Below are 19,422 nucleotides of genomic sequence, written 5' to 3' on the forward strand. Positions count from 1 at the left end.
TGGGAGGATAAGTTGGAGAATGCGTTTGATTGCTCTGTACCATATGACTTATGCTGAATTGCGCGAGCAAGGCGAATCAAAATTACTTCTAGTTTAGTTGATACGATTTCTGACGTTGGTACATATGAAAAAATTTATTCTTTTGTGCTTTGTTACCTTTAGTTTAATCCTTGCGATCGCCAGTTGTAATCCTAGTACAACAAGCGGTGGCGGTGGGGATATTGTTGTTGCTTCTAAAGACTTTACAGAACAAGACATTCTCGGCGAACTTTTAGCTCAACATATCGAAAATACCACAGGATTAAGCGTCATTCGCCGCTTACATTTGGGTGGAACTTTTGTTTGTCATCAAGCATTACTCGCCGCACAAATTGATACTTATATTGAATACACAGGTACAGCTTTTACTGGTATCTTGAAACAAAAGCCAATTAGCGATCCGCAAGCAGTTTATCAACAAGTCAGATCGTCCTATGCAGAACAATTTGACCTGGAAGTCACTCCACCTTTAGGCTTTGAAAATACCTTCGCGATTATTGTTCGTGGTGAAGATGCAAGAGCATATAATCTACAAACAATTTCGCAAGCTGCGCAATATACTCCGCGATGGCAAGCTGGCTTTGGCTACGAATTTATTCAACGCGAAGACGGTTTTCCAGGACTCGCTCAAACTTATGGTTTACAATTTGCGCGATCGCCCCGCGTCATGGATTTAGGCTTAATGTATCGTGCCTTAATTGATAAGCAAGTTGATATGGTTGCAGGTAACTCTACCGACGGACAAATTGCGCGGTTAGATTTAGCGATTCTTGAAGACGATAAACACTATTTCCCCCCTTACGAAGCTGCACCCATCATCCGCCAAGCAACTTTGAAAAAATACCCTCAGCTACTACCCCCAATCCAACAACTTGGCAACTTAATTACTGAAGATGAAATGCGCAGTCTTAACTACCAAGTCGAAGGTGAATTACGTGATATTAAAGAAGTTGTCAGGGAATTTTTACAAGCTAAGATTTCACCGAAAAATGCGAAAAAGTAGAGGGGAGGTAGTTGATTTTTTCCCTAGCGCCTGATACAATTTTCTTCATAATGGAAATCTATGCCAAATTTTTATTTTAAGTTATATTCTTATTATGAAGAAAACCATATCAAAATAATACAACGAATTGCAGCAATAGTATACTACCAATTTTTAGAAAATATTCTTAATATTTGAGTGCATAAAAAATGGAATATATTTATTACCTGAATGGAAAATATGTTGCTGCAGATCAAGCTTGTTTACCAATCAACGATTTAGGAATCGTCCGAGGATACGGCGTATTTGATTTTTTACGGACATACAACAAAGTTCCTTTCAAACTTCGCGAACACGTACAAAGACTGCAAAAATCAGCAGAATTAATTGGGTTAGATTTACCTTGGTCAACATTAGAAATTGAGGCGATCGCACAAGAGACATTCAACCGCAACCATCTTCCCGACGCAAACATTCGCATCATCGCCACAGGCGGTATTTCAACCGATTTTATCACTTTTTCTGGCGAACCAAGCTTGATTGTCATTGTGACTCCGGTAACTGAATACCCTGAAGCATATTACAAACAAGGCGTCAAAGTTATTACAGTTCAAACGCAGCGATTCATACCAGGAGCAAAGAGCCTTAACTATATCTCTGCAATCATGGCATTACAAAAAGCCAAACAAGTAAATGCGATCGAAGCATTATACGTAAATGAGCATCACGTTTTAGAAGGAACAACGACGAACATATTCATATTTCGCGACAACAAACTCATTACCCCAAAAGCAGACATCCTCCACGGTATTACCAGAGAAGTTGTTTTAGAACTCGCCAGAAACAAGTTCGATATCGTCGAACAGCCAATTTACTACAGCGACTTAAACAGTTGTGACGAAGCCTTTATCACCGCCACCAACAAAGAGATTATGCCAGTCACACAAATCGACGATCTCCAAATCTCCAACGGCAAACCAGGCAAAAACACCCAACACCTTATGCATCTTTTTCATGATTATACAAGGTTTGGTAATTGGTCATAGGTAATCGGTGAGAAAAGTCAGTACAATTACCAGTTACCAATTACCAATCACTACCAATGGCTACCCGACCAATTACGGAGCGAACCTTTTGGCTTAGACTATGCCACGATCGCCGAACTGTGTCGTTGCGGACATAAAATTGAGGAGCGATCACCGTGGGGAAATGCAAATGTGATCATTGTCACTCCAGATAATACACTAGAAGGTGCTGCCGATCCGCGTGGAGAAGGTTCACCGAGAGGATTTTAATTCAAAATTTCTGCCTCTGTCGCAATCTTCCCAAATTCTGTAGCACGGGCGCTAGATACTAAAATCCAGCCTTGCTTGATCAGTTTTTGGTAAGTTGCCCAACCTTTAGAACCGCCAGGAATTCGGTAATCGGGTACTGCATACTGCGGAAAATGTGTGTAAGGCTTCCACGGTTCATTCGGTGCAGCTTGCAAATACAAAACTTTCTCGCCATCTGTACCGGATTTCGATAGCCAGCACAATTGTCGAGGCATAGGCACTCCTTGTCTCAAATAACGGCATAAAACGCAATGCACTGATTCGCATTTAACAAAAGCTTGTCTTTAGGCTGATAACTTTGAAGAATTATGTAGCCTCAAGCTTATAAATGTTTAAGCATACTAATTTACGTTTGTCAAGACTCGTGTCTTGCAGTCAAGATACTTTTTTCTTTAATTTTTGTATATCTATCTAGGGTAGGAGTTCATATTTAGTGACGTCGCTAGGTGCTGGGGATCGCCTTATAGTCAGGTTTGACAGTGAAGCAATTACCTGGAGGAAAGTAGGAATCAAAACTCAAAACTCATCACTTACCCCTGTGTTACATGACTAATTTTATGGCAAACTTCTGCCAGGATTTGAGAATAAGCAGCGTTGGATAAAACGGGTTGGGAGTTTTCTAGAGAAATTGTTTGTGATAAATCAATCCAAGACTTACAACCGCCGTACTCTGCACGATAAGGAATATGATGCACTTGGGGAAGAGTGTGAACTCGTAGCAACAAAATATAAAGCGGCTGACGCGATTTCCATTTCAGGCGATCGCGAATAAACTTTTCGTTCCAGATATGAAATGGCAATAACGCTTCTACTACTTGCGGATCGCTGACTGGTAAAATATCCGTAATTTCTGCCCAACTACTGATACGCACAGTTTCCGGATGCCAGCCAGAAGCAACAGGAGTGACAGCATTAGCATATTCCGGTTTCAACAACCCAGGTTGCTGATGCTCGTAGGTAGGATAAAGCAAAACTTGGTCGCAAGCAACGCGAAAGCGTCCGCCTTGTTCGTGAATCCCACCTTTGCGTAGCAGCATAATTGTTTTTGCTTGTTCTAGCGCTGCAACTGCTACCGCCCATTCTTTGAGTGCATGGCAAGTGTTTAATTGCATAGAAGGGGTCAAGGATTGTTTCTGACCTCAAATGATAGCTAAATATTATTTTAGCCCTGTGATTGAAGTCGGGGCTATCCAAACAAAGTGCGCACAGCAGCACACTCAAAATGATATTTTGTTTAGTTATTGGCGAATTTATTCGCCGAATATTCCGCTGAGATGTAAAAAACCAAAATTATCAATTTATCAATTGCCAATCAAAGCAAAAGTAGGTGTCATTCATTCTCCACCTACTTTATTGCTAATAACATAGCAGTTGATTATTTTGTAATAATCCTACTTACCAATCAGCATTTCGTTGAGGTTTGAAAGGTTCTCCTGTAAACGGCTGTACCCCCGTTGCTGGATAAGCATCATCACTTGGTCCAAAAATCCGCGTAACAGCTTCTGAAATATAGCGAGTCATGCTGTCAATTATGCGATAAATACTCATAGGATATTTCTCCTAATGACGATTATGATGGATTCAATTCTGAATGTGTGTAGTTTAATTTTCTTCTGCTTTCATTATGATACGTGCTTAATTCTTGGCACATATTTGTAATGCTTATTTGTTTATGTTTGCAATACTTTATTAGAAATTAGTAGTCAGGGATCAGAGATTGTAAAAGAAATTTGCGCTTGGTATCGACAAAGCTCAATGCAATTAAATATAGTAACTTTGACTACAAACAAACATAAACAAGTATGTCTTTTGTGTAATCTTTCCCTCAATATCTGCCAAAAGTCCGATTTGCTGGAAAATAATCGCAGCTTGCTTGACAAGATTTTGGTGAAACACACTATAATTAAACAAACTACCAGAATTGCTGTGTAATGGCACCTTCCCTCGATTGGGTATCAACGCAGGAACTGACGCTAACTTCAGAAGATTATAGTCTGCTGACAGACCTTTATCAGCTGACGATGGCGGCTTGCTACACAGGAGAAGGAGTAGAGCAAAAATGGGCGAGTTTTGAACTATTTACCCGCCGCTTACCAGACGATTTTGGCTACTTGATCGCAATGGGATTAGCCCAGGCGCTAGAGTATCTTGAAAATTTGCACTTTACTCCAACGCAGATATCAGCTTTAAAAGCAACAAAAATTTTTACCCACGCTCCAGAAACCTTTTGGACACTGCTAGAATTAGGACACTTTACCGGAGATGTGTGGGCAGTACCTGAAGGAACCGCAGTTTTTGCGAATGAACCACTTCTACGAGTTGAAGCCCCCTTGTGGCAAGCGCAGCTAATAGAGACCTATTTACTTAATACACTAAATTTCCAAACATTAGTTGCAACCCGCGCCGCACGCATCCGCGATATCGCAGGACCATCTGCAATACTTTTAGAATTCGGGACGCGACGGGCTTTTAGTCCGCAATCTTCACTTTGGGCAGCACGCGCAGCGCTAGCCGCTGGGTTAGATTCTACCTCAAATGTGTTAGCAGCATTGCGGCTTGGAAGTCAACCGAGCGGGACAATGGCACATTCTTTGGTAATGGCGATCGCCGCGATGGAAGGTACCGAAGACCAAGCTTTTACCGCATTTCACCGTTATTTTCCAGGCGCACCTTTACTGATTGACACCTACGACACCGTAGCAGCAGCGCAACGTTTAGCAAAAAAAGTGCAAGCAGGAGAAATGCAACTTGCAGGAGTGCGATTAGATTCGGGAGACTTAGCCACGCTGTCGCAACAAGTGCGATCGCTTTTGCCAGAAGTCAAGATTTTTGCTAGTGGAGATCTTGACGAGTGGGAAATTGCCCGACTCAAAGCAAATAAGGCAGAAATTGATGGTTATGGCTTGGGAACGCGCCTCGTTACAGGGACACCCGTCAACGGTGTCTACAAGATCGTAGAAATTGAAGGCATCCCAGTGATGAAACAATCGAGTGGGAAAGCGACGTATCCAGGACGCAAGCAGGTTTTTCGAAGGTATGCGGGAAATAGAGTTATTAAAGACTCTTTAGGTTTAATGACAGAAACAGATGCGCAACCATTATTACAACTTGTCATGCAGCAAGGCAAACGCCTACAACCGCCAGATACACTAGCCCAAATTCGCGATCGCACGACTCGTTCAGTTGCGAGTCTACCCGATACCGTCCGGCGACTTGATAACCCGATATCTTTACCTGTAGAAATATCACCCGCCTTGCAGCAGTTAACCGAACATAGCAGAGGTCAGGGATTGGGGGTCAGCAGTTAGGGTTGAAACAGTTAAATGGCTATAGTAAATCTAAAATTTAACATGCTCAAAATTGCCTTATTTGGTACAAGTGCCGATCCTCCTACCGCCGGACATCAAGCGATTATTAGCTGGTTGTCGCAACACTACGATTGGGTGGCAGTATGGGCAGCAGATAATCCTTTTAAGTCCCATGCTTCACCGTTAGAACATCGCGCCACCATGCTGCGGCTACTCATTGAGGATATCAATCCGCCGCGACACAACATCGGTTTACATCAAGAATTGAGCAGTCACCGCACGCTAGAAACAGTCAACAAAGCAAAACAACGCTGGGATAAAGACGCAACGTTTACACTCGTTATTGGTTCGGATTTGGTACACCAGCTACAACAATGGTACGCCGTTGAAGAATTGTTGCAACAAGTGCAGTTACTCGTCGTACCGCGACCAGGATATGAAGTAGCAGAAAGTGACTTACAACAGCTAAGACAGTTGGGCGCGAAGTTTGCGATCGCGAACCTAACTGCGCCAGATGTGTCCTCAACCGCGTATCGTGAAAGTGGAGATTCTGAAGCGTTAACGCCTCCCGTAGAAGCCTATATTCATCAACAGCATTTGTACGAATGCCAACACGCAGCCAAAGAAAAATTGCCGACGCGGTAAAGCCACAGCCTTTAGCAGATTTCAAGGTTGGGGTAGACAACGCCATTTTTTCAGTTGATACCGCCCAAAATCGGCTTTTAGTCCTCCTTGTGATGCGACAACAACAACCTTTTTTAGGTCAATGGAGTTTACCTGGGACTTTAGTCCGCCAGGGCGAATCGCTGGAAGACGCTGCTTATCGGATTTTGGCAGAGAAAATTCGTGTCGAAAATTTATATTTAGAGCAATTATACACATTCGGCGGACCAGAACGCGATCCGCGTGAAGAAACCGACAAAGTGCGCTATCTTTCTGTTAGTTACTTTGCCCTAGTACGATACGAAGATGCCGAATTGATCGCCGATGGCGTTAGCGGTATTGCTTGGTATCCGGTCAAACAAGTACCGCAACTCGCGTTTGACCATAACGAAATTTTAGCTTACGGACACCGCCGACTTAAAAATAAACTTGAATACAGCCCTGTGGCATTTGATGTCTTACCTGAAGTCTTTACACTCAACGATCTCTATCAGCTTTATACAACGGTTTTAGGCGAATTCTCCGATTATTCTAACTTCCGCGCCCGACTTCTCAAGCTCGGTTTTTTGTGCGATACAGGTTTAAAAGTCTCGCGCGGTGCCGGACGACCCGCCAGTTTATACCGCTTCAATGCTACCGCCTTTGCCGCTTTCAAAGACAAGCCTTTAGTATTTATTTAGCGATCTTCAATTAGCAAATTTCCTTATATCTCCACTTACCAGTCCCTAGCCACTCACTCTCTATGAAAATTGCGATCGCTCAAATTAATCCTACTGTTGGTGATTTAGCAGGTAACGCGCAAAAAATCCTCAGCGCCGCCCAAGATGCAGCCGCGCAAGGTGCAAACTTGTTATTAACGCCAGAACTTTCGCTATGTGGCTACCCACCGCGAGATTTATTGCTCGATCCGAGTTTTATTGCGGCGATCGCATCTCATCTACAACAACTCGCACAAAGCTTACCACCTGCGATCGCTGTCTTAGTCGGTTGTGTCGAACCAAACACCCAAGCCTACATTTCTGGTGGTAAACCTTTATTCAACAGCGTTGCGTTACTCTCTGGTGGCGAACTTCAGCAAACATTTCACAAACGCCTCCTTCCCACCTACGATGTCTTCGATGAGAATCGCTACTTTGAACCTGGGCGAGAAACGCGATTTTTTACACTGAATTCCTTGCCTCTCAAAATCGGTGTCACGATCTGTGAAGACTTGTGGAATGACGAAGAATTTTGGGGAAAACGTCACTATGCAATCAGCCCAATTACAGACTTAGTTGAAGCCGGTGTTGACTTAATTGTCAATTTATCAGCGTCTCCTTATAGCGTTGCCAAACAGCAACTGCGCGAAGCGATGTTGAGTCATGCTGCGAGCCGTTATCGTTGCCCAATACTGTATGCTAATCAAATCGCTGCAAATGATGACTTGATTTTTGATGGTTGCAGTGTCGGATTTAACCGTCAGGGTGAAATGGTATGCCGCGCACAGGCGTTTGAATCAGATTTACTCGTTGTCGAATTTGACGAGCAAAAACAAGACTTGCAGCATAGTACAATTGCGACTATGCCTGAAAATGACGATGCGGAGATCTGGCAAGCTTTGGTTTTGGGTGTAAAAGATTATACACGTAAATGTGGTTTTCGTCAAGTTGTTATTGGTTTAAGTGGGGGAATTGATTCGGCATTAGTAGCGGCGATCGCCACCGCAGCCGTTGGCAAAGAAAATGTCCTCGGCGTACTCATGCCCTCGCCATACAGTTCCGAACATTCGATTAAAGATGCCTTGCAACTCGCCGCAAATTTAGGCATCCAAACGCAAACGTTACCTATTGGTGAATTAATGCAAGGCTATAGCAAAACGCTTGCACCTTTATTTGCTGATACTGAGTTTGGACTTGCCGAAGAAAATATTCAATCGCGGATTCGCGGTAATTTGTTAATGGCGATTTCCAATAAATTTGGTCATCTACTGCTATCGACAGGCAATAAATCAGAAATGGCAGTCGGCTATTGCACCCTCTATGGTGATATGAATGGTGGTTTAGCCGTGATTGCTGATGTTCCCAAAACCCGCGTTTACTCAATATGTCGTTGGTTAAATCGAGATTCAGAGGTGATTCCAGAAAACATTTTAGCTAAAGCACCCAGCGCCGAATTAAAACCAGGTCAAGTCGATCAAGATTCTCTACCACCGTATGATGTCCTTGACGATATCTTAGAACGCTTTATTTGTAACCACGAATCAGCAAGTCGAATCGCCCAAGCTGGTCACGATCCAACCGTAGTTGATCGCGTTATTAAGATGATAGTACGTGCTGAGTTTAAACGCCGTCAAGCGCCACCAGGACTCAAAGTTACCGATCGCGCGTTTGGTACAGGCTGGCGAATGCCAATTGCGAATAAGTGGATATCGACCAATACTTATCAAACTCCTCGCGCACAAACTCCGCTTTCTACTTCACAAACCTCAGCCTAAATCCTGATCTAAAGCCGCCAATTCTTCTGCGTATAGGATAGCGGTTATTGTGGATGCGACGGCGATGAAAACTGCCAGTATATAAATGATAAAAAGGATCGGCACGGTAAACTGCATTTACGCGTTGTCGATAAAACCTACGCGATCGCGGCAATCCTTGAAGACGCCCAAAATCTGAGGTATAAACTCGACTGCGATACCCAGCGTGACTATATTGATGATACTGTTGTGCTGGCGGTACAGTTGCTTGGACAGGAGGAGAGATCGCACTCGCTAAAACAATGATCCCTAAGGCAGCTATGACTCTACGATTGAGTAGCATGATCCTTCTTTACCAATCTATAGTCAATATAGCAAGGATCAAAGCGTTACTTCATTGAGGCGATGAGTTCTATATATACCTCAACATTTAAACAAGCAATTAATAAAGATAAATAGCCCCAGTTCTACCAATATTCACAACACGATAGCCTTCTTCTTGTGTTGGTTGAACAAGCACAGTGACAACATTCTGATTAACAGAAACTACATAACTAAGATTAACCTCATCTCCTGCCCCCGCCTTAGGTGAAGGGTCGTAAACCGCAATGTTCATTGGTAAAGTAACGCGGCTAAACTGAACTTGGTCGCCAACAATTAAATCAGCTTCAGCACGGTCATCCAAAAAGTTATACTTGAGTGGCATTTCTGTCTGGTTTTCTAAAATTACTGTCACTGGCATCTTTGGATTGATTCGCGCCCGTGGTTGCCAATAACCTGGTTGATAGGTACGTGCACGTGGAGTCTGGGCGACTACAGGTACAATTGAACTCACGAACAATGAAGTTCCAGCAAGGCACAACAATTTTGTCCAATCTTGCCACCGCATAACTTGTTAACCTTTATAGAATAAAAGCTTATATTTCAGAAGAATTATCTCAGATTGTTTTAGGGCGAAATAGAAAATTTTAGAGTAAATTTATTTCTCTCGTTACTTTATTCTCTTTTTAGCCAAAGCATACTTCGACGCCGCACGATTGCTGAAGAAAATTAGAGAGTAACAGGTGTAAGGCTTTCATGCTCGATAATAACTCCCTTTTCTTCCTTCTTGGTTTGAAACCTCCTTGTTGCGCAACAAACATGAGGAGTGATATCTCGCGTCGCATCACCAGAAAAATACGGGGCGCCAACAGCAATCAATCCCATAAACAAATGTATGGCATTCCCTTATGCCTTCTGCCTTAAGTCTTCTACACTTTCTAGGTGATAATTTAAATATGGATCGACTTAATCAACAACTTAAATATTGATGCTTGCTGTTTCCCTGCAAAACGTTCACAAACTTTTTAATAACGTTCCTGTTGTTAATAACCTTTGTTTTACGATTCAGTCTGGAGAAATGTTTGGTTTGCTAGGACCTAACGGCGCAGGTAAATCAACAACAATTCGGATGCTCACAACTTTAACAAAACCATCGCAAGGGCGTATCGAAGTCGCGGGATTTGATGTCGTGCGCCAAGCTTTGCAAGTCAAGCAGTGTATCGGAGTCGTATTGCAACAAACAAGTGTCGATGGCGATTTATCCGTGTGGGAAAACATGGAGTTGCACGGGAGATTGCATCACATCCGCAATCCGCAACGTCAACGACTGATTCATCAATGGCTAGAGTATGTAGAACTTGCAGATCGGCGTAACGATTTTGTGAAAACATTGTCTGGCGGAATGAAGCGTCGCTTACAGATTGCTAGAGCGTTGTTACATCAACCACAAATCTTGTTTTTAGATGAGCCGACAGTCGGACTCGACCCTCAAACACGGCGACGGTTATGGGAAATCATCCTTGATTTAAATAAGCAAGGTATGACCATGTTACTCACGACGCACTACATGGAAGAGGTAGAGTATTTGTGCGATCGCATCGGCATTATGGATAAGGGTCAGTTAATCTCCCTCGGAACTTTACAACAGTTACGTGCAAAACATGGCGAAGGATTAGCAATTAAACAAGTTGGTACAAAGGACGCAGGGCGCTGGGAATATCAATTTTTCCCCACGCTAGAACAAGCTAACACCTACCTTGAGCAGCAAAAGGATAAAACTGGCATCATGGTACGTCCTTCGAACCTTGAAGATATTTTCGTCGAACTTACCGGACGCCAACTCGACTAATTTAATTAAGGTATTAAAGCTGTGGTGTCAAAAGACGATTCAAACGATTGCTTCCTGGTTGATTAAGTAGCATATCATTGACTGCTTTTTGGGCTTCTGCTAGGTCTGGTTGCAAGGCTAAAGCACGTTTGTAGGCGTCAACAGCACCTTGAACATCGTTTTGCACCCTGAGAATGTCTCCCATTTGTAGAAAGACTGTCACATTTTGTGGGTCGATTTGTACTGCTTGTCGCAAAGTCATCAAAGCTGCGGTCATATTGCCCTGACTTGCCCAAGCCGTTGCGAGATTTAGTAAAACGTTACCGTTGTTAGGGTCAATCGTTGCTGACCTTTGGAGAGTTGCGATCGCATCGCGAAACCGATCTTGTTGTAGAAGAATCGCCCCCATCAACTCATAAGCACTCGGATTATTTGGATCGCGATTAATTGCTTGCTGTGCTGCCCATTCAGCACCTCGATAGTTTTTTTGACGTAAGAGTACAACACCCAATCCAAGATAAGCATTGACATTATTCTGGTCTAGCTCGGTCGTTCGCCGATACGCACTAGCAGCTTCCGCATAGCGTCCCATCCGTGCTAGCGTGTAGCCAAGAGCATAGTGAAAGTCCGCATGGTTGGGGGCTGCATCAATCGCTTGACGATACGCCGTTGTTGCGGCAGCATAGTTTCTTTGACGCGCGTAAAGGAAACCAATCGTCGAAAAAATGCGCGCGTTTTTTGGTGATAACTTTGCGGCTTGTTGATAGCGGGCGATCGCTTCGGCTGATTTTCCTGCATCCATTAACCTACGTCCTTCTTGCAGCAATTTTTGCAGCTGCTGACTGCGTTGATAAGGACTGTTTGGCACCGCGCCTTTAGTTTGTGCGACCACTACTTGAGCTTGAGCAGTTGGCGGCACAATAACGCCAATTCCTCCTAGCAGCAAAACACTTATAGCTAATAAACTTTGCTTTTGCACGACTACTTTTCTGCTATACTTCTGCAATTTTTGCCAAGATGCGAGTAATGCTCTACATTAAACCAGGAATCTTTAAATTTGGAAACTTTTTTTTCCGATTTCTTGGACGTCAGTCAATCTAAAATTGTACTAGTTTGAACCTCTGGGGTTAGAGTCGTTTAGATTTTCTAGCAAACATCGTTTTCTGAGGCTCCTGCATGATTTTAACGACTACGGATGTGATTCAAGGAACTACTGTCGAAGCTTATTTGGGAATCGTCACGGCGGAAGTCGTCTACGGCAGCAATGCATTGCGCGACTTTTTCGCAGGTCTTCGGGATGTTATTGGCGGTCGTACTGGTAGTTACGAACGCGTGTTTGAGCGGGGTCAGCGCGATGCAATTCAAGAATTAGAGCGCCGCGCCCTTAAGCTTGGAGCCGATGCTGTGATTGGCATTGAAATCGATACTGGTACGATCAACATTGACCAATCAGGAGCTTTATTACTCATTACGGCAACGGGAACTGCTGTTAAGCTTCGTTAAATATTTTTCAAAATTTCCTTATACCAAGCTAGAAATTAAAATAGGCTGATGTATACATATATTATGATTAGCTAATCAATCTTATACAAATTGACAATTTCATCTCATTTGTTAACTTTTAATATCTTAATAAAGTGATTGCAAATTAATAATATAATTAAATTTTTATCGCACAAACTAATATTCACAAATTACAGTGTTTACTTTACTCCTAAAGGTAGATTCTGCAACTATTTCTACTGATAGATAGTTAAATTAAAATTCCAATTTAAATTGGAGACTCAAGTAAAATTGTAGAGAAACAGAACAGGGAAGGGGGTAAGTTACTCATGTCATACGTAAACAGACCGGCAGATGATGTTATTTCTGAGCCTGCCGTAGTGAATCGAGCAGCGGTCGTAGATTATCATGATCGTGTTCGTTGGGGTCCGATTATTTCAGGATTAGTCGTTGCTTTAGCAACTCAATTACTTTTAAGTGCGCTATTTGGTGCAATTGGTGCAACTACAATCGCAGGCTCCGGTGCTCCAAGAACAAATGCACCCGATGTGGCAGGTAATGTTGGTATTTGGTCAACTATTGCTTTATTAATTTCCTTATTTGTCGGCGGTTGGGTAACAGCCCGCGCTTGCGGACCCATGAATCGTAGCACAGCGTTATTAAACGGAGCGATTCTTTGGGCAACAACTTTAGCTCTAGGTTCTTGGCTACTTGCAAGTGGCGTAACAGGCGCATTTGGTTTAGCAACTCAAGCGGCTGCTAATGTTGCAGGCGGCGTTCTTGAACAAGCTCAACAAGGAAACATTCCTACACCAGGAACAGGAACAGGTGGACAACCTGGTGTAACAGCACAGCAAACGCGTGATATTGCTGGTGGTATTTCTCAAGGATTGTGGTGGTTCTTCTTTGGTTCTTTACTCGGCTTAATCGCTTCAATGATCGGTGCAGCGGCTGGTGCGCGTAGCCCACGCACAAACGTCACTACCACTACTTACTAATTGACAATATCACTTAGAAATAAGCAAAAATGATATTTTTTAGCACCTAAATACAGGTGCTATTTTTATTTTTCAGGTGTGAGTAACTGTTTAAAAGCTGATCGAGTCATTAACAACTGAGTAATAAAGATAGAAGTTGTCTTTGGTAGACCAAAAGGAGACAGAAGTTCTTACAAACAATGGGAAGAAGACAATATTCCGCCACAGGTTGTATTTGAAATACTCTATCCTGGAAACCGCCTCAAGAAAATGGCAGAAAAATTTAAATTCTACGAACGTTACGGTGTAGAAGAATATTATGTACTAATCGGTTGGCTGCGTACTGGAAATGATTTAGACATGATCACAGAAATGGATGGTTGGATGAGTCCCCGCCTCAAAATAAAATTTTAGCCCAAGGAGACAAATTCCTGACCTACGTTGAGCTAAATCAGCTACGCGAACAAGAACGCCGACGCGCTGATGAAGCAACAAAACAATTGGAGTAAGAAAGACAGCGTAATGCAGCCTTAAGCGCACTACTGAGAGAAAAAGGAATTAATCCAGAAGAGTTATAGATTATGCACTAAAGTACTTTGCTACGGGGTGATAAGCAATAATTGCCGTTGTTGATTGTTCAGGATATAGCTGTTCGCTTTCATCCATGTAGAGATTGATGCGATCGCTCTCTAACAACTCCAACAATTTATACTGATCCTGAATATTCGGACACGCGGGATAACCAAAACTGTAACGCGAACCCTGATAACGCTGCGCCAAGACATCCCGAATATTATCCGGTTCCTCAGCCCCAAAGCCCAACTCGTGACGAATTCGCGCGTGTACCCACTCTGCCAAAGCTTCCGCCATCTGCACCGCCAAGCCGTGGAAATAGAGATAGTCAGTGTATTGATTCGCTCTAAACAACTCCTGCGCAAACTCCGTTGCAATATCCCCCATCGTCACCGCCTGCATTGGAAACACATCAATCACACCCGACTCCTGCGGCGCAAAGAAATCGGCAATACAAAGCCTTCTTAAAGACTTTTGCCTCGGAAACTCAAACCGCGCAATTTCCTTTGTGTCCTTCGCATCTTCGTGGTTCGGTTCATAAATAACCAAGGAATTCCCCACAGCCTGACACGGAAAATACCCATAACTCACCTGCGGATGTAACAACTTTTCAGCAACAATCCGCTGCTTCCAATGCTCTAAAATCGGATAAACCTTCTCTGCCAAGAAAGCCTGATATTCCGCTTTCGATTGCTCCTTAGGCTTACGAAACTGCCATTGTCCCGCGATCAAAGCTTGTAAATCCAAATACCAAAACAACTCATCCCAAGCAATATCTTCTAGTTGCAATATCTTCGTTCCCCAGAAAGGCGGCGTAGGGCGTTCTATCTCGACTGCAACAGCATCACTGCGGCGGGTATCAACTTCAGTGGTAATTGGTAATTGGCGATCGCTAATTGGTGTTTCTTTATCTGGAGTGCTAGCTTCTGATACTTGAGTTCTAATTTCTGAGTTTTGGTTGCTGATACCATTTAAGAAGCCTTGAAGATCGTCCCAGTGACCTTGTGACTTGGCTGGCATTAACTTATCCATAAAATGCAAGTCAGAAAAGGCATCTTTACCGTAAACGACTTGTCCTTTGTACGTTTTTTGGCAATCTTCATAGACAAATTTGGGAGTCAACGCCGCACCACCTAAAATCACCGGAGCCGTAATTCCTCGTTGGTTAAAGACTTCCAAGTTTTCTTTCATGAAAGCAGTAGACTTTACGAGTAGCCCACTCATCGCGATGCAATCAGCTTTGTGCTGCTCGTAGGCATCGATAATGTTTTCTACCGGCTGTTTGATGCCAAGGTTAACGACTTTGTAGCCATTATTCGACAAAATGATATCGACAAGGTTTTTACCAATGTCATGGACATCACCCTTGACTGTCGCAATTACTACCGTACCTTTTGAGTTATTGCCGCTTTCTTGCTTTTCCATAAACGGCTCAAGATAAGCGACTGCGGCTTTCATTGTCTCCGCCGATTGCAACACGAAAGGTAGCTGCATTTGTCCAGAACCAAACAATTCACCAACCACTTTCATGCCATCAAGTAAGAAGTTATTGATGATATCGAGTGGTGCATATTTTTCTAAAGCTTTTTGCAGCTGTTCTTCTAAACCGATTCTTTCACCATCGATGATGTGACGTTTGAGGCGTTCTTCGATGGGAATACTTTCATCAATCGTGCGATCGCGTTTTGTGGTTGCGCCTTCAAAAACGGTTGTTAACTCTGCCAACGGATCGTAAACACAAATATCACCATCAAATTGCCGCTCATCGTAAATCAACTTACGACAAACTTCTTGGTGTTCTGGTGCAATCTTAGCAAGTGGTAATATTTTACTCGCGCTCACAATTGCCGCATCCATTCCCGCTGTCATCGCCTCGTGAAGAAACATCGAATTAAGTACCACACGCGCAGCAGGATTTAAACCAAACGAAACATTGGAAACCCCCAAGATCACATGACAACCTGGTAATTCTTCGCGAATGCGACGAATTGATTCAATCGTTGCTTTACCGTTGGCGCGATCTTCCTCAATTCCTGTTGATATCGGTAGCGCTAAGGTATCAAAAAAGATTTCTTCTGGGGGAATACCATATTCAACGGCTTGGTTGTAAGCGCGTTGAGCGATTTCAAATTTTTTGTCGGCAGTTCGTGCCATGCCATCTTCATCAATCGTACCGACAACGATACCCGCACCATACTGTTTTGCTAACTCCAATACCTTGAAAAAGCGTGGTTCTCCATCCTCGTAGTTTGTCGAGTTGAGCAGACATTTACCACCCGCAACTTTTAACCCTGCTTCCATTTTTTCCCATTCGGTGGAGTCGAGCATCAATGGTAATGTAACGTTTGTTACTAAACGCGATACCAATTCATGCATATCCCGCACGCCATCGCGCCCCACATAGTCCACATTGACATCTAAAACGTGCGCGCCTTCGCGTACCTGCGCCTTTGCCATCGACACCAGTCCATCCCAATCTTCCGCATTGAGTAATTCGCGGCATTTCTTAGAACCACTCGCATTTAATCTTTCGCCAACAATCAAAAACGAATTATCTTGGTCATACGGTTGCGCGCTGTAAATCGATGCGGCTGCTGGCTCATAGCGAGGATGCCGTTCTTTAGGCTTGAGTGTTGCCGCAATTTCTGCTAATTGTTGAATATGGTCAGGACGCGTACCGCAACAGCCGCCAATCACCTGTACGCCCAAATCTTCAACAAAATGCATCAGCGCCATGCGCAATTCCAACGGTGTGAGTCGATAGTGCGCTTGACCACCAACGTTTTCTGGTAGCCCTGCATTCGGAATACAAGAAACGACAAACGGCGAATGCTGCGAAAGATACTTGATGTGTTCTGCCATTCGGTCTGGACCTGTTGCACAGTTAAGACCGAGAATATCAATTGGGTATGGTTCTAAAATTGTCAATGCTGCGCTAATATCCGAGCCTACCAGCATCGTACCTGTCGTCTCCATTGTCACCGATACCATTAGGGGGCGTCGTTCTCTCTTGCGGTGAAATACCGACTCAACCGCGTTTAATGCTGCTTTGATTTGCAGAACGTCCTGACACGTTTCAATAATAAATAAATCAACTCCGCCGTCATATAATCCTTCAGCTTGTTCGGCAAAAGCGGCTTGCAATGTGTCAAAGTCGATGTGTCCTAGCGTTGGTAATTTAGTTGTTGGTCCCATCGAACCAGCAACAAAGCGGGGTTTTTCTGGCGTCGAAAATTCTGCTGCAACTTGTTTTGCGAGTTCTGCGGCTTTTTTGTTTAAGTAGTAAGCTTGATCGGCTAAGTCATACTCTGCTAAAACAATTGACGCTCCACCAAACGTATCTGTCTCGATAACATCCGCACCTGCTGCCAAAAAGTCGCGGTGTACCTTGGCGACGGCTTCGGGTTTGGTATGGACTAAATACTCGTTACACCCTTCGTACTGCACTCCTCCAAAGTCAGCTGCGGTAAGATTTTGAGTTTGCAAATTTGTTCCCATCGCGCCATCGAAGACGATGACAGGACGTTCTGGACTATGAAGGCGAGTCAAAAAAGGGCTGTTCATATATAAATATCGCTAGCAAATGGGACGAACTGTCTGATTGCTGAAAATTAAGTTAAGAATAATCAACTTGTATATATTTTGCAAAATTTCCGAGCAATAGGGAGCGATCGCATCGAAATAATTACCTTTTATTACCTAATGTCCTACAAAAAAACCATCATGCCTATCTAGAGTCAATTCTCTGCTTGCTCTCGCCTTCCAGATGTGCGGCTAGTCGATTCTATCGTACAGTTACTCGCATTCACTCCAGGAAGTGTTATTGCTGGTATTGGTGCAGGCACAGCCGGCTATAGTAGGATGCTTGCTAAACGTGGATTCCACCTTCTGCCGTGATGCGATCGCATACACCACACCCACAAGTACAATGGCTTTGTGATGACGCTGAGGCAATTTCTTTACCTGATCGTGCAGTAGATGCTGTCATTTGTCTTCTTGCAGTTTACTATTTTTCTGATCTCAAAAAAGCCTTTTGCGAGATGAACCGGATTGCTAAAAAAGATTATTATTCTTACTTTTGATGCGATCGCAGGCGAAATTTTCTGGTTGTATAATTATTTTCCTTTTATTCGAGAGTACGACCAACAAGTTTTTTTTAGCTTTAAAAAACGTTGTATCTCTCCTTAAACAAATGACTCAAGGAGTCGTTGATATTCTTCATCCTTTTTCATGCTATCCCCCGATTTATCAGATTCATTCTTAGCCGCAGGCTGGCGAAAACCTGAAATCTATTTAATTCCTCATGTTAGAGTCAGTATGTCAGCTTTTGCTTTAACTCATCCTGATGTAGTTCAAACCGAAATTAATCTTCTTCAAGCCGATTTAGATAATGGTCAATGGAGTACAAAATATGGACGATTTAAGCAACTTAATCAATTAGATGTAGGCTATAGATTCTTATGCGCGAAAAAAAGGAATCAGAAGTTAATTTTAGAACAACAAAGGAGTAGAAACATGTTCTTTCCTACTCCCTACATTACTTCACAACGGCTTTAGTGATAACTTGAATCTTAGTTGCATCCACAACCACTGTGACCGCAACCTGAACCACTTGTATGACCATTAGCACAGGCTTCGCTGCAATAAGGCTTACCGTCTTTTTGAATCGCGTCTTCTAAAGAAACAATACACAAACAAGATTCGCACGCACACTTCATTTGGGTTACAGTTGTCATTTTTTTGTCCTAGCTCTGAATATTAATATAACATATGAACAGGTATTCAGGTGTTTTTCAAAAAAATTTACACTGAGGATTTTTGGCGAATTGGCGATATCGCCCTAACGGTAGTTAGTAAACTGTAGAGCTACTGGAAAATCTTCCTGCTTCAAACGTTGCATAACAGCTTGCAAGTCATCTTTTGTTTTACTAGAGACTCGCACTGCGTCGCCTTGAATCGAGGCTTGTACTTTCTTAAATTCGTCGCGAATCAATTTTGAGATTTGCTTGCCAATTTCCTGGCTAATGCCTTTTTTGAGCTTAATTTCTTGGCGGACGCGGTTTCCGCTTGCGGATTCAACTTTACCAAAATCAAAGATTTTCATCGACAACTGGCGCTTCGCAGCTTTTTCGCGTAAGACAGTGTGTACGGACTCTAGAGTAAACTCGCTGTCAGTGTTGATTGTGATGACTTCATCACCGAGTTCTACAGTAGTTTGCGTATCTTTCAAGTCATAGCGACTTTTGATGTCGCGCACAGCTTGATCGACCGCATTAACTAACTCTTGGCGGTCAAAATCACTAACGATGTCAAAAGAGTATGTAGCAGCCATAAGCAAGGGGTCAGGGGTTAGAGATCAGGGACCAGGGGTTGTTGAAGTTGGGGGAGAAATTGTTGTCACTATTCACTAACTACAATTAATCACTCGCTCCTCACTCCTCA

The 19,422-nt window shown here is 43.2% G+C and carries 21 protein-coding genes and 1 pseudogene; 13 read left to right on the forward strand and 9 right to left on the reverse strand.

Going from position 1 to position 19,422, the window contains the following annotated elements; all coding sequences use genetic code 11:
- The first annotated feature begins 124 nt into the window (after positions 1-124).
- The 3 genes from NIES1031_RS06325 to NIES1031_RS06335 all read left to right on the forward strand — a co-directional run bounded on the left by NIES1031_RS06325 (position 125) and on the right by NIES1031_RS06335 (position 2,316).
- Positions 125-1,042: a glycine betaine ABC transporter substrate-binding protein gene (locus tag NIES1031_RS06325; protein WP_073548630.1), complete on the forward strand. Its 918-nt coding sequence runs from the start codon at positions 125-127 to the stop codon at positions 1,040-1,042.
- 188 nt (positions 1,043-1,230) lie between these two features.
- Positions 1,231-2,067: an aminotransferase class IV gene (locus tag NIES1031_RS06330; RefSeq protein WP_073548631.1), complete on the forward strand. Its 837-nt coding sequence runs from the start codon at positions 1,231-1,233 to the stop codon at positions 2,065-2,067.
- Between the two features lie 39 nt (positions 2,068-2,106).
- A complete protein-coding gene (locus NIES1031_RS06335) occupies positions 2,107-2,316 on the forward strand; it encodes a gamma-glutamyltransferase (protein ID WP_236738739.1) in 210 nt (69 codons plus the stop codon).
- On the opposite strand, the gene NIES1031_RS06340 is transcribed toward NIES1031_RS06335, so the two are convergent.
- The 3 genes from NIES1031_RS06340 to NIES1031_RS24210 all read right to left on the reverse strand — a co-directional run bounded on the left by NIES1031_RS06340 (position 2,313) and on the right by NIES1031_RS24210 (position 3,903).
- Positions 2,313-2,570 (reverse strand): hypothetical protein, encoded by a 258-nt coding sequence (locus NIES1031_RS06340; protein ID WP_073548632.1) that lies wholly within the window; start codon positions 2,568-2,570, stop codon positions 2,313-2,315. The two genes, NIES1031_RS06335 and NIES1031_RS06340, sit on opposite strands and share 4 nt — an antisense overlap.
- 315 nt (positions 2,571-2,885) lie before the next feature.
- Entirely contained in the window at positions 2,886-3,467 is a 582-nt protein-coding gene (locus NIES1031_RS06345) for a DUF1802 family protein (protein ID WP_073548633.1), read from the reverse strand.
- A gap of 283 nt (positions 3,468-3,750) precedes the next feature.
- Positions 3,751-3,903 carry a hypothetical protein gene (locus tag NIES1031_RS24210; RefSeq protein ID WP_015189159.1) on the reverse strand — a complete coding sequence of 51 codons (153 nt, stop codon included), beginning with the start codon at positions 3,901-3,903 and terminating at the stop codon, positions 3,751-3,753.
- Between the two features lie 383 nt (positions 3,904-4,286).
- Between NIES1031_RS24210 and NIES1031_RS06355 the strand changes: the two genes are divergently transcribed.
- From NIES1031_RS06355 to NIES1031_RS06370, 4 genes are all read left to right on the forward strand, one after another.
- Positions 4,287-5,663, forward strand: a complete 1,377-nt coding sequence (locus NIES1031_RS06355) for a nicotinate phosphoribosyltransferase (protein WP_073548635.1) — start codon at positions 4,287-4,289, stop codon at positions 5,661-5,663.
- 42 nt (positions 5,664-5,705) lie between these two features.
- Positions 5,706-6,308, forward strand: a complete 603-nt coding sequence (locus tag NIES1031_RS06360) for a nicotinate-nucleotide adenylyltransferase (RefSeq protein WP_073548636.1) — start codon at positions 5,706-5,708, stop codon at positions 6,306-6,308.
- Positions 6,269-7,006, forward strand: coding sequence for an NUDIX hydrolase (locus NIES1031_RS06365; protein WP_073548637.1), 738 nt, complete (start codon positions 6,269-6,271; stop codon positions 7,004-7,006). Before NIES1031_RS06360 ends, NIES1031_RS06365 begins: the two co-directional genes overlap by 40 nt.
- Before the next feature lie 62 nt (positions 7,007-7,068).
- Positions 7,069-8,799 carry an NAD+ synthase gene (locus tag NIES1031_RS06370; protein ID WP_073548638.1) on the forward strand — a complete coding sequence of 577 codons (1,731 nt, stop codon included), beginning with the start codon at positions 7,069-7,071 and terminating at the stop codon, positions 8,797-8,799.
- Here NIES1031_RS06370 and NIES1031_RS06375 read toward each other — a convergent pair.
- On the reverse strand, positions 8,777-9,121 hold the full coding sequence (locus NIES1031_RS06375; RefSeq protein ID WP_073548639.1) for a hypothetical protein: 345 nt from the start codon (positions 9,119-9,121) through the stop codon (positions 8,777-8,779). The two genes, NIES1031_RS06370 and NIES1031_RS06375, sit on opposite strands and share 23 nt — an antisense overlap.
- Positions 9,122-9,220: 99 nt before the next feature.
- A complete protein-coding gene (locus NIES1031_RS06380) occupies positions 9,221-9,667 on the reverse strand; it encodes a hypothetical protein (protein ID WP_073548640.1) in 447 nt (148 codons plus the stop codon).
- 417 nt (positions 9,668-10,084) lie between these two features.
- Between NIES1031_RS06380 and NIES1031_RS06385 the strand changes: the two genes are divergently transcribed.
- Positions 10,085-10,948 (forward strand): ABC transporter ATP-binding protein, encoded by an 864-nt coding sequence (locus NIES1031_RS06385; protein WP_073548641.1) that lies wholly within the window; start codon positions 10,085-10,087, stop codon positions 10,946-10,948.
- A gap of 13 nt (positions 10,949-10,961) precedes the next feature.
- On the opposite strand, the gene NIES1031_RS06390 is transcribed toward NIES1031_RS06385, so the two are convergent.
- On the reverse strand, positions 10,962-11,906 hold the full coding sequence (locus tag NIES1031_RS06390; RefSeq protein ID WP_073548642.1) for a tetratricopeptide repeat protein: 945 nt from the start codon (positions 11,904-11,906) through the stop codon (positions 10,962-10,964).
- 197 nt (positions 11,907-12,103) lie between these two features.
- On the opposite strand from NIES1031_RS06390, the gene NIES1031_RS06395 reads away from it, so the two are divergent.
- From NIES1031_RS06395 to NIES1031_RS23200, 3 genes and pseudogenes are all read left to right on the forward strand, one after another.
- Entirely contained in the window at positions 12,104-12,430 is a 327-nt protein-coding gene (locus NIES1031_RS06395; RefSeq protein WP_073548643.1) for a YbjQ family protein, read from the forward strand.
- Positions 12,431-12,759: 329 nt separating this feature from the next.
- Positions 12,760-13,428: a hypothetical protein gene (locus NIES1031_RS06400; RefSeq protein WP_073548644.1), complete on the forward strand. Its 669-nt coding sequence runs from the start codon at positions 12,760-12,762 to the stop codon at positions 13,426-13,428.
- Between the two features lie 129 nt (positions 13,429-13,557).
- A pseudogene (locus NIES1031_RS23200) lies at positions 13,558-13,916 on the forward strand (Uma2 family endonuclease); the annotation flags it as partial.
- A 70-nt stretch (positions 13,917-13,986) separates the two neighbouring features.
- Here NIES1031_RS23200 and metH read toward each other — a convergent pair.
- Positions 13,987-17,544, reverse strand: coding sequence for a methionine synthase (gene metH / locus NIES1031_RS06410; RefSeq protein WP_073548645.1), 3,558 nt, complete (start codon positions 17,542-17,544; stop codon positions 13,987-13,989).
- Between the two features lie 389 nt (positions 17,545-17,933).
- Here metH and NIES1031_RS26315 point away from each other — a divergent pair, with 389 nt between their 5' ends.
- Together NIES1031_RS26315 and NIES1031_RS06420 are read left to right on the forward strand one after the other, a co-directional pair.
- The gene (locus NIES1031_RS26315; RefSeq protein WP_407919483.1) at positions 17,934-18,062 is read left to right on the forward strand and encodes a methyltransferase domain-containing protein; all 129 of its coding nucleotides are present in this window, start codon (positions 17,934-17,936) and stop codon (positions 18,060-18,062) included.
- Positions 18,063-18,210: 148 nt separating this feature from the next.
- Entirely contained in the window at positions 18,211-18,537 is a 327-nt protein-coding gene (locus tag NIES1031_RS06420; protein WP_073548647.1) for a hypothetical protein, read from the forward strand.
- A gap of 14 nt (positions 18,538-18,551) precedes the next feature.
- On the opposite strand, the gene NIES1031_RS06425 is transcribed toward NIES1031_RS06420, so the two are convergent.
- Positions 18,552-18,716, reverse strand: a complete 165-nt coding sequence (locus NIES1031_RS06425; protein WP_073548648.1) for a metallothionein — start codon at positions 18,714-18,716, stop codon at positions 18,552-18,554.
- A 104-nt stretch (positions 18,717-18,820) separates the two neighbouring features.
- Positions 18,821-19,312 carry a YajQ family cyclic di-GMP-binding protein gene (locus tag NIES1031_RS06430; RefSeq protein ID WP_015189174.1) on the reverse strand — a complete coding sequence of 164 codons (492 nt, stop codon included), beginning with the start codon at positions 19,310-19,312 and terminating at the stop codon, positions 18,821-18,823.
- Positions 19,313-19,422 lie beyond the last annotated feature (110 nt).

The organism is Chroogloeocystis siderophila 5.2 s.c.1, from assembly GCF_001904655.1.
In the GTDB taxonomy this organism is placed as follows: Bacteria; Cyanobacteriota; Cyanobacteriia; order Cyanobacteriales; family Chroococcidiopsidaceae; genus Chroogloeocystis; species Chroogloeocystis siderophila.

Excerpts from the sequence above, each read along its gene's own strand:
- NIES1031_RS06325 (WP_073548630.1), top strand. The coding sequence starts at position 125 with ATGAAAAAATTTATTCTTTTGTGCTTTGTTACCTTTAGTTTAATCCTT.
- NIES1031_RS06330 (WP_073548631.1), top strand. The coding sequence starts at position 1,231 with ATGGAATATATTTATTACCTGAATGGAAAATATGTTGCTGCAGATCAA.
- NIES1031_RS06340 (WP_073548632.1), bottom strand. The coding sequence starts at position 2,570 with ATGCCTCGACAATTGTGCTGGCTATCGAAATCCGGTACAGATGGCGAG.
- NIES1031_RS06345 (WP_073548633.1), bottom strand. The coding sequence starts at position 3,467 with ATGCAATTAAACACTTGCCATGCACTCAAAGAATGGGCGGTAGCAGTT.
- NIES1031_RS24210 (WP_015189159.1), bottom strand. The coding sequence starts at position 3,903 with ATGAGTATTTATCGCATAATTGACAGCATGACTCGCTATATTTCAGAA.
- NIES1031_RS06355 (WP_073548635.1), top strand. The coding sequence starts at position 4,287 with ATGGCACCTTCCCTCGATTGGGTATCAACGCAGGAACTGACGCTAACT.
- NIES1031_RS06360 (WP_073548636.1), top strand. The coding sequence starts at position 5,706 with ATGCTCAAAATTGCCTTATTTGGTACAAGTGCCGATCCTCCTACCGCC.
- NIES1031_RS06365 (WP_073548637.1), top strand. The coding sequence starts at position 6,269 with ATGCCAACACGCAGCCAAAGAAAAATTGCCGACGCGGTAAAGCCACAG.
- NIES1031_RS06370 (WP_073548638.1), top strand. The coding sequence starts at position 7,069 with ATGAAAATTGCGATCGCTCAAATTAATCCTACTGTTGGTGATTTAGCA.
- NIES1031_RS06375 (WP_073548639.1), bottom strand. The coding sequence starts at position 9,121 with ATGCTACTCAATCGTAGAGTCATAGCTGCCTTAGGGATCATTGTTTTA.
- NIES1031_RS06380 (WP_073548640.1), bottom strand. The coding sequence starts at position 9,667 with ATGCGGTGGCAAGATTGGACAAAATTGTTGTGCCTTGCTGGAACTTCA.
- NIES1031_RS06395 (WP_073548643.1), top strand. The coding sequence starts at position 12,104 with ATGATTTTAACGACTACGGATGTGATTCAAGGAACTACTGTCGAAGCT.
- NIES1031_RS06400 (WP_073548644.1), top strand. The coding sequence starts at position 12,760 with ATGTCATACGTAAACAGACCGGCAGATGATGTTATTTCTGAGCCTGCC.
- metH (WP_073548645.1), bottom strand. The coding sequence starts at position 17,544 with ATGAACAGCCCTTTTTTGACTCGCCTTCATAGTCCAGAACGTCCTGTC.
- NIES1031_RS06420 (WP_073548647.1), top strand. The coding sequence starts at position 18,211 with ATGCTATCCCCCGATTTATCAGATTCATTCTTAGCCGCAGGCTGGCGA.
- NIES1031_RS06425 (WP_073548648.1), bottom strand. The coding sequence starts at position 18,716 with ATGACAACTGTAACCCAAATGAAGTGTGCGTGCGAATCTTGTTTGTGT.
- NIES1031_RS06430 (WP_015189174.1), bottom strand. The coding sequence starts at position 19,312 with ATGGCTGCTACATACTCTTTTGACATCGTTAGTGATTTTGACCGCCAA.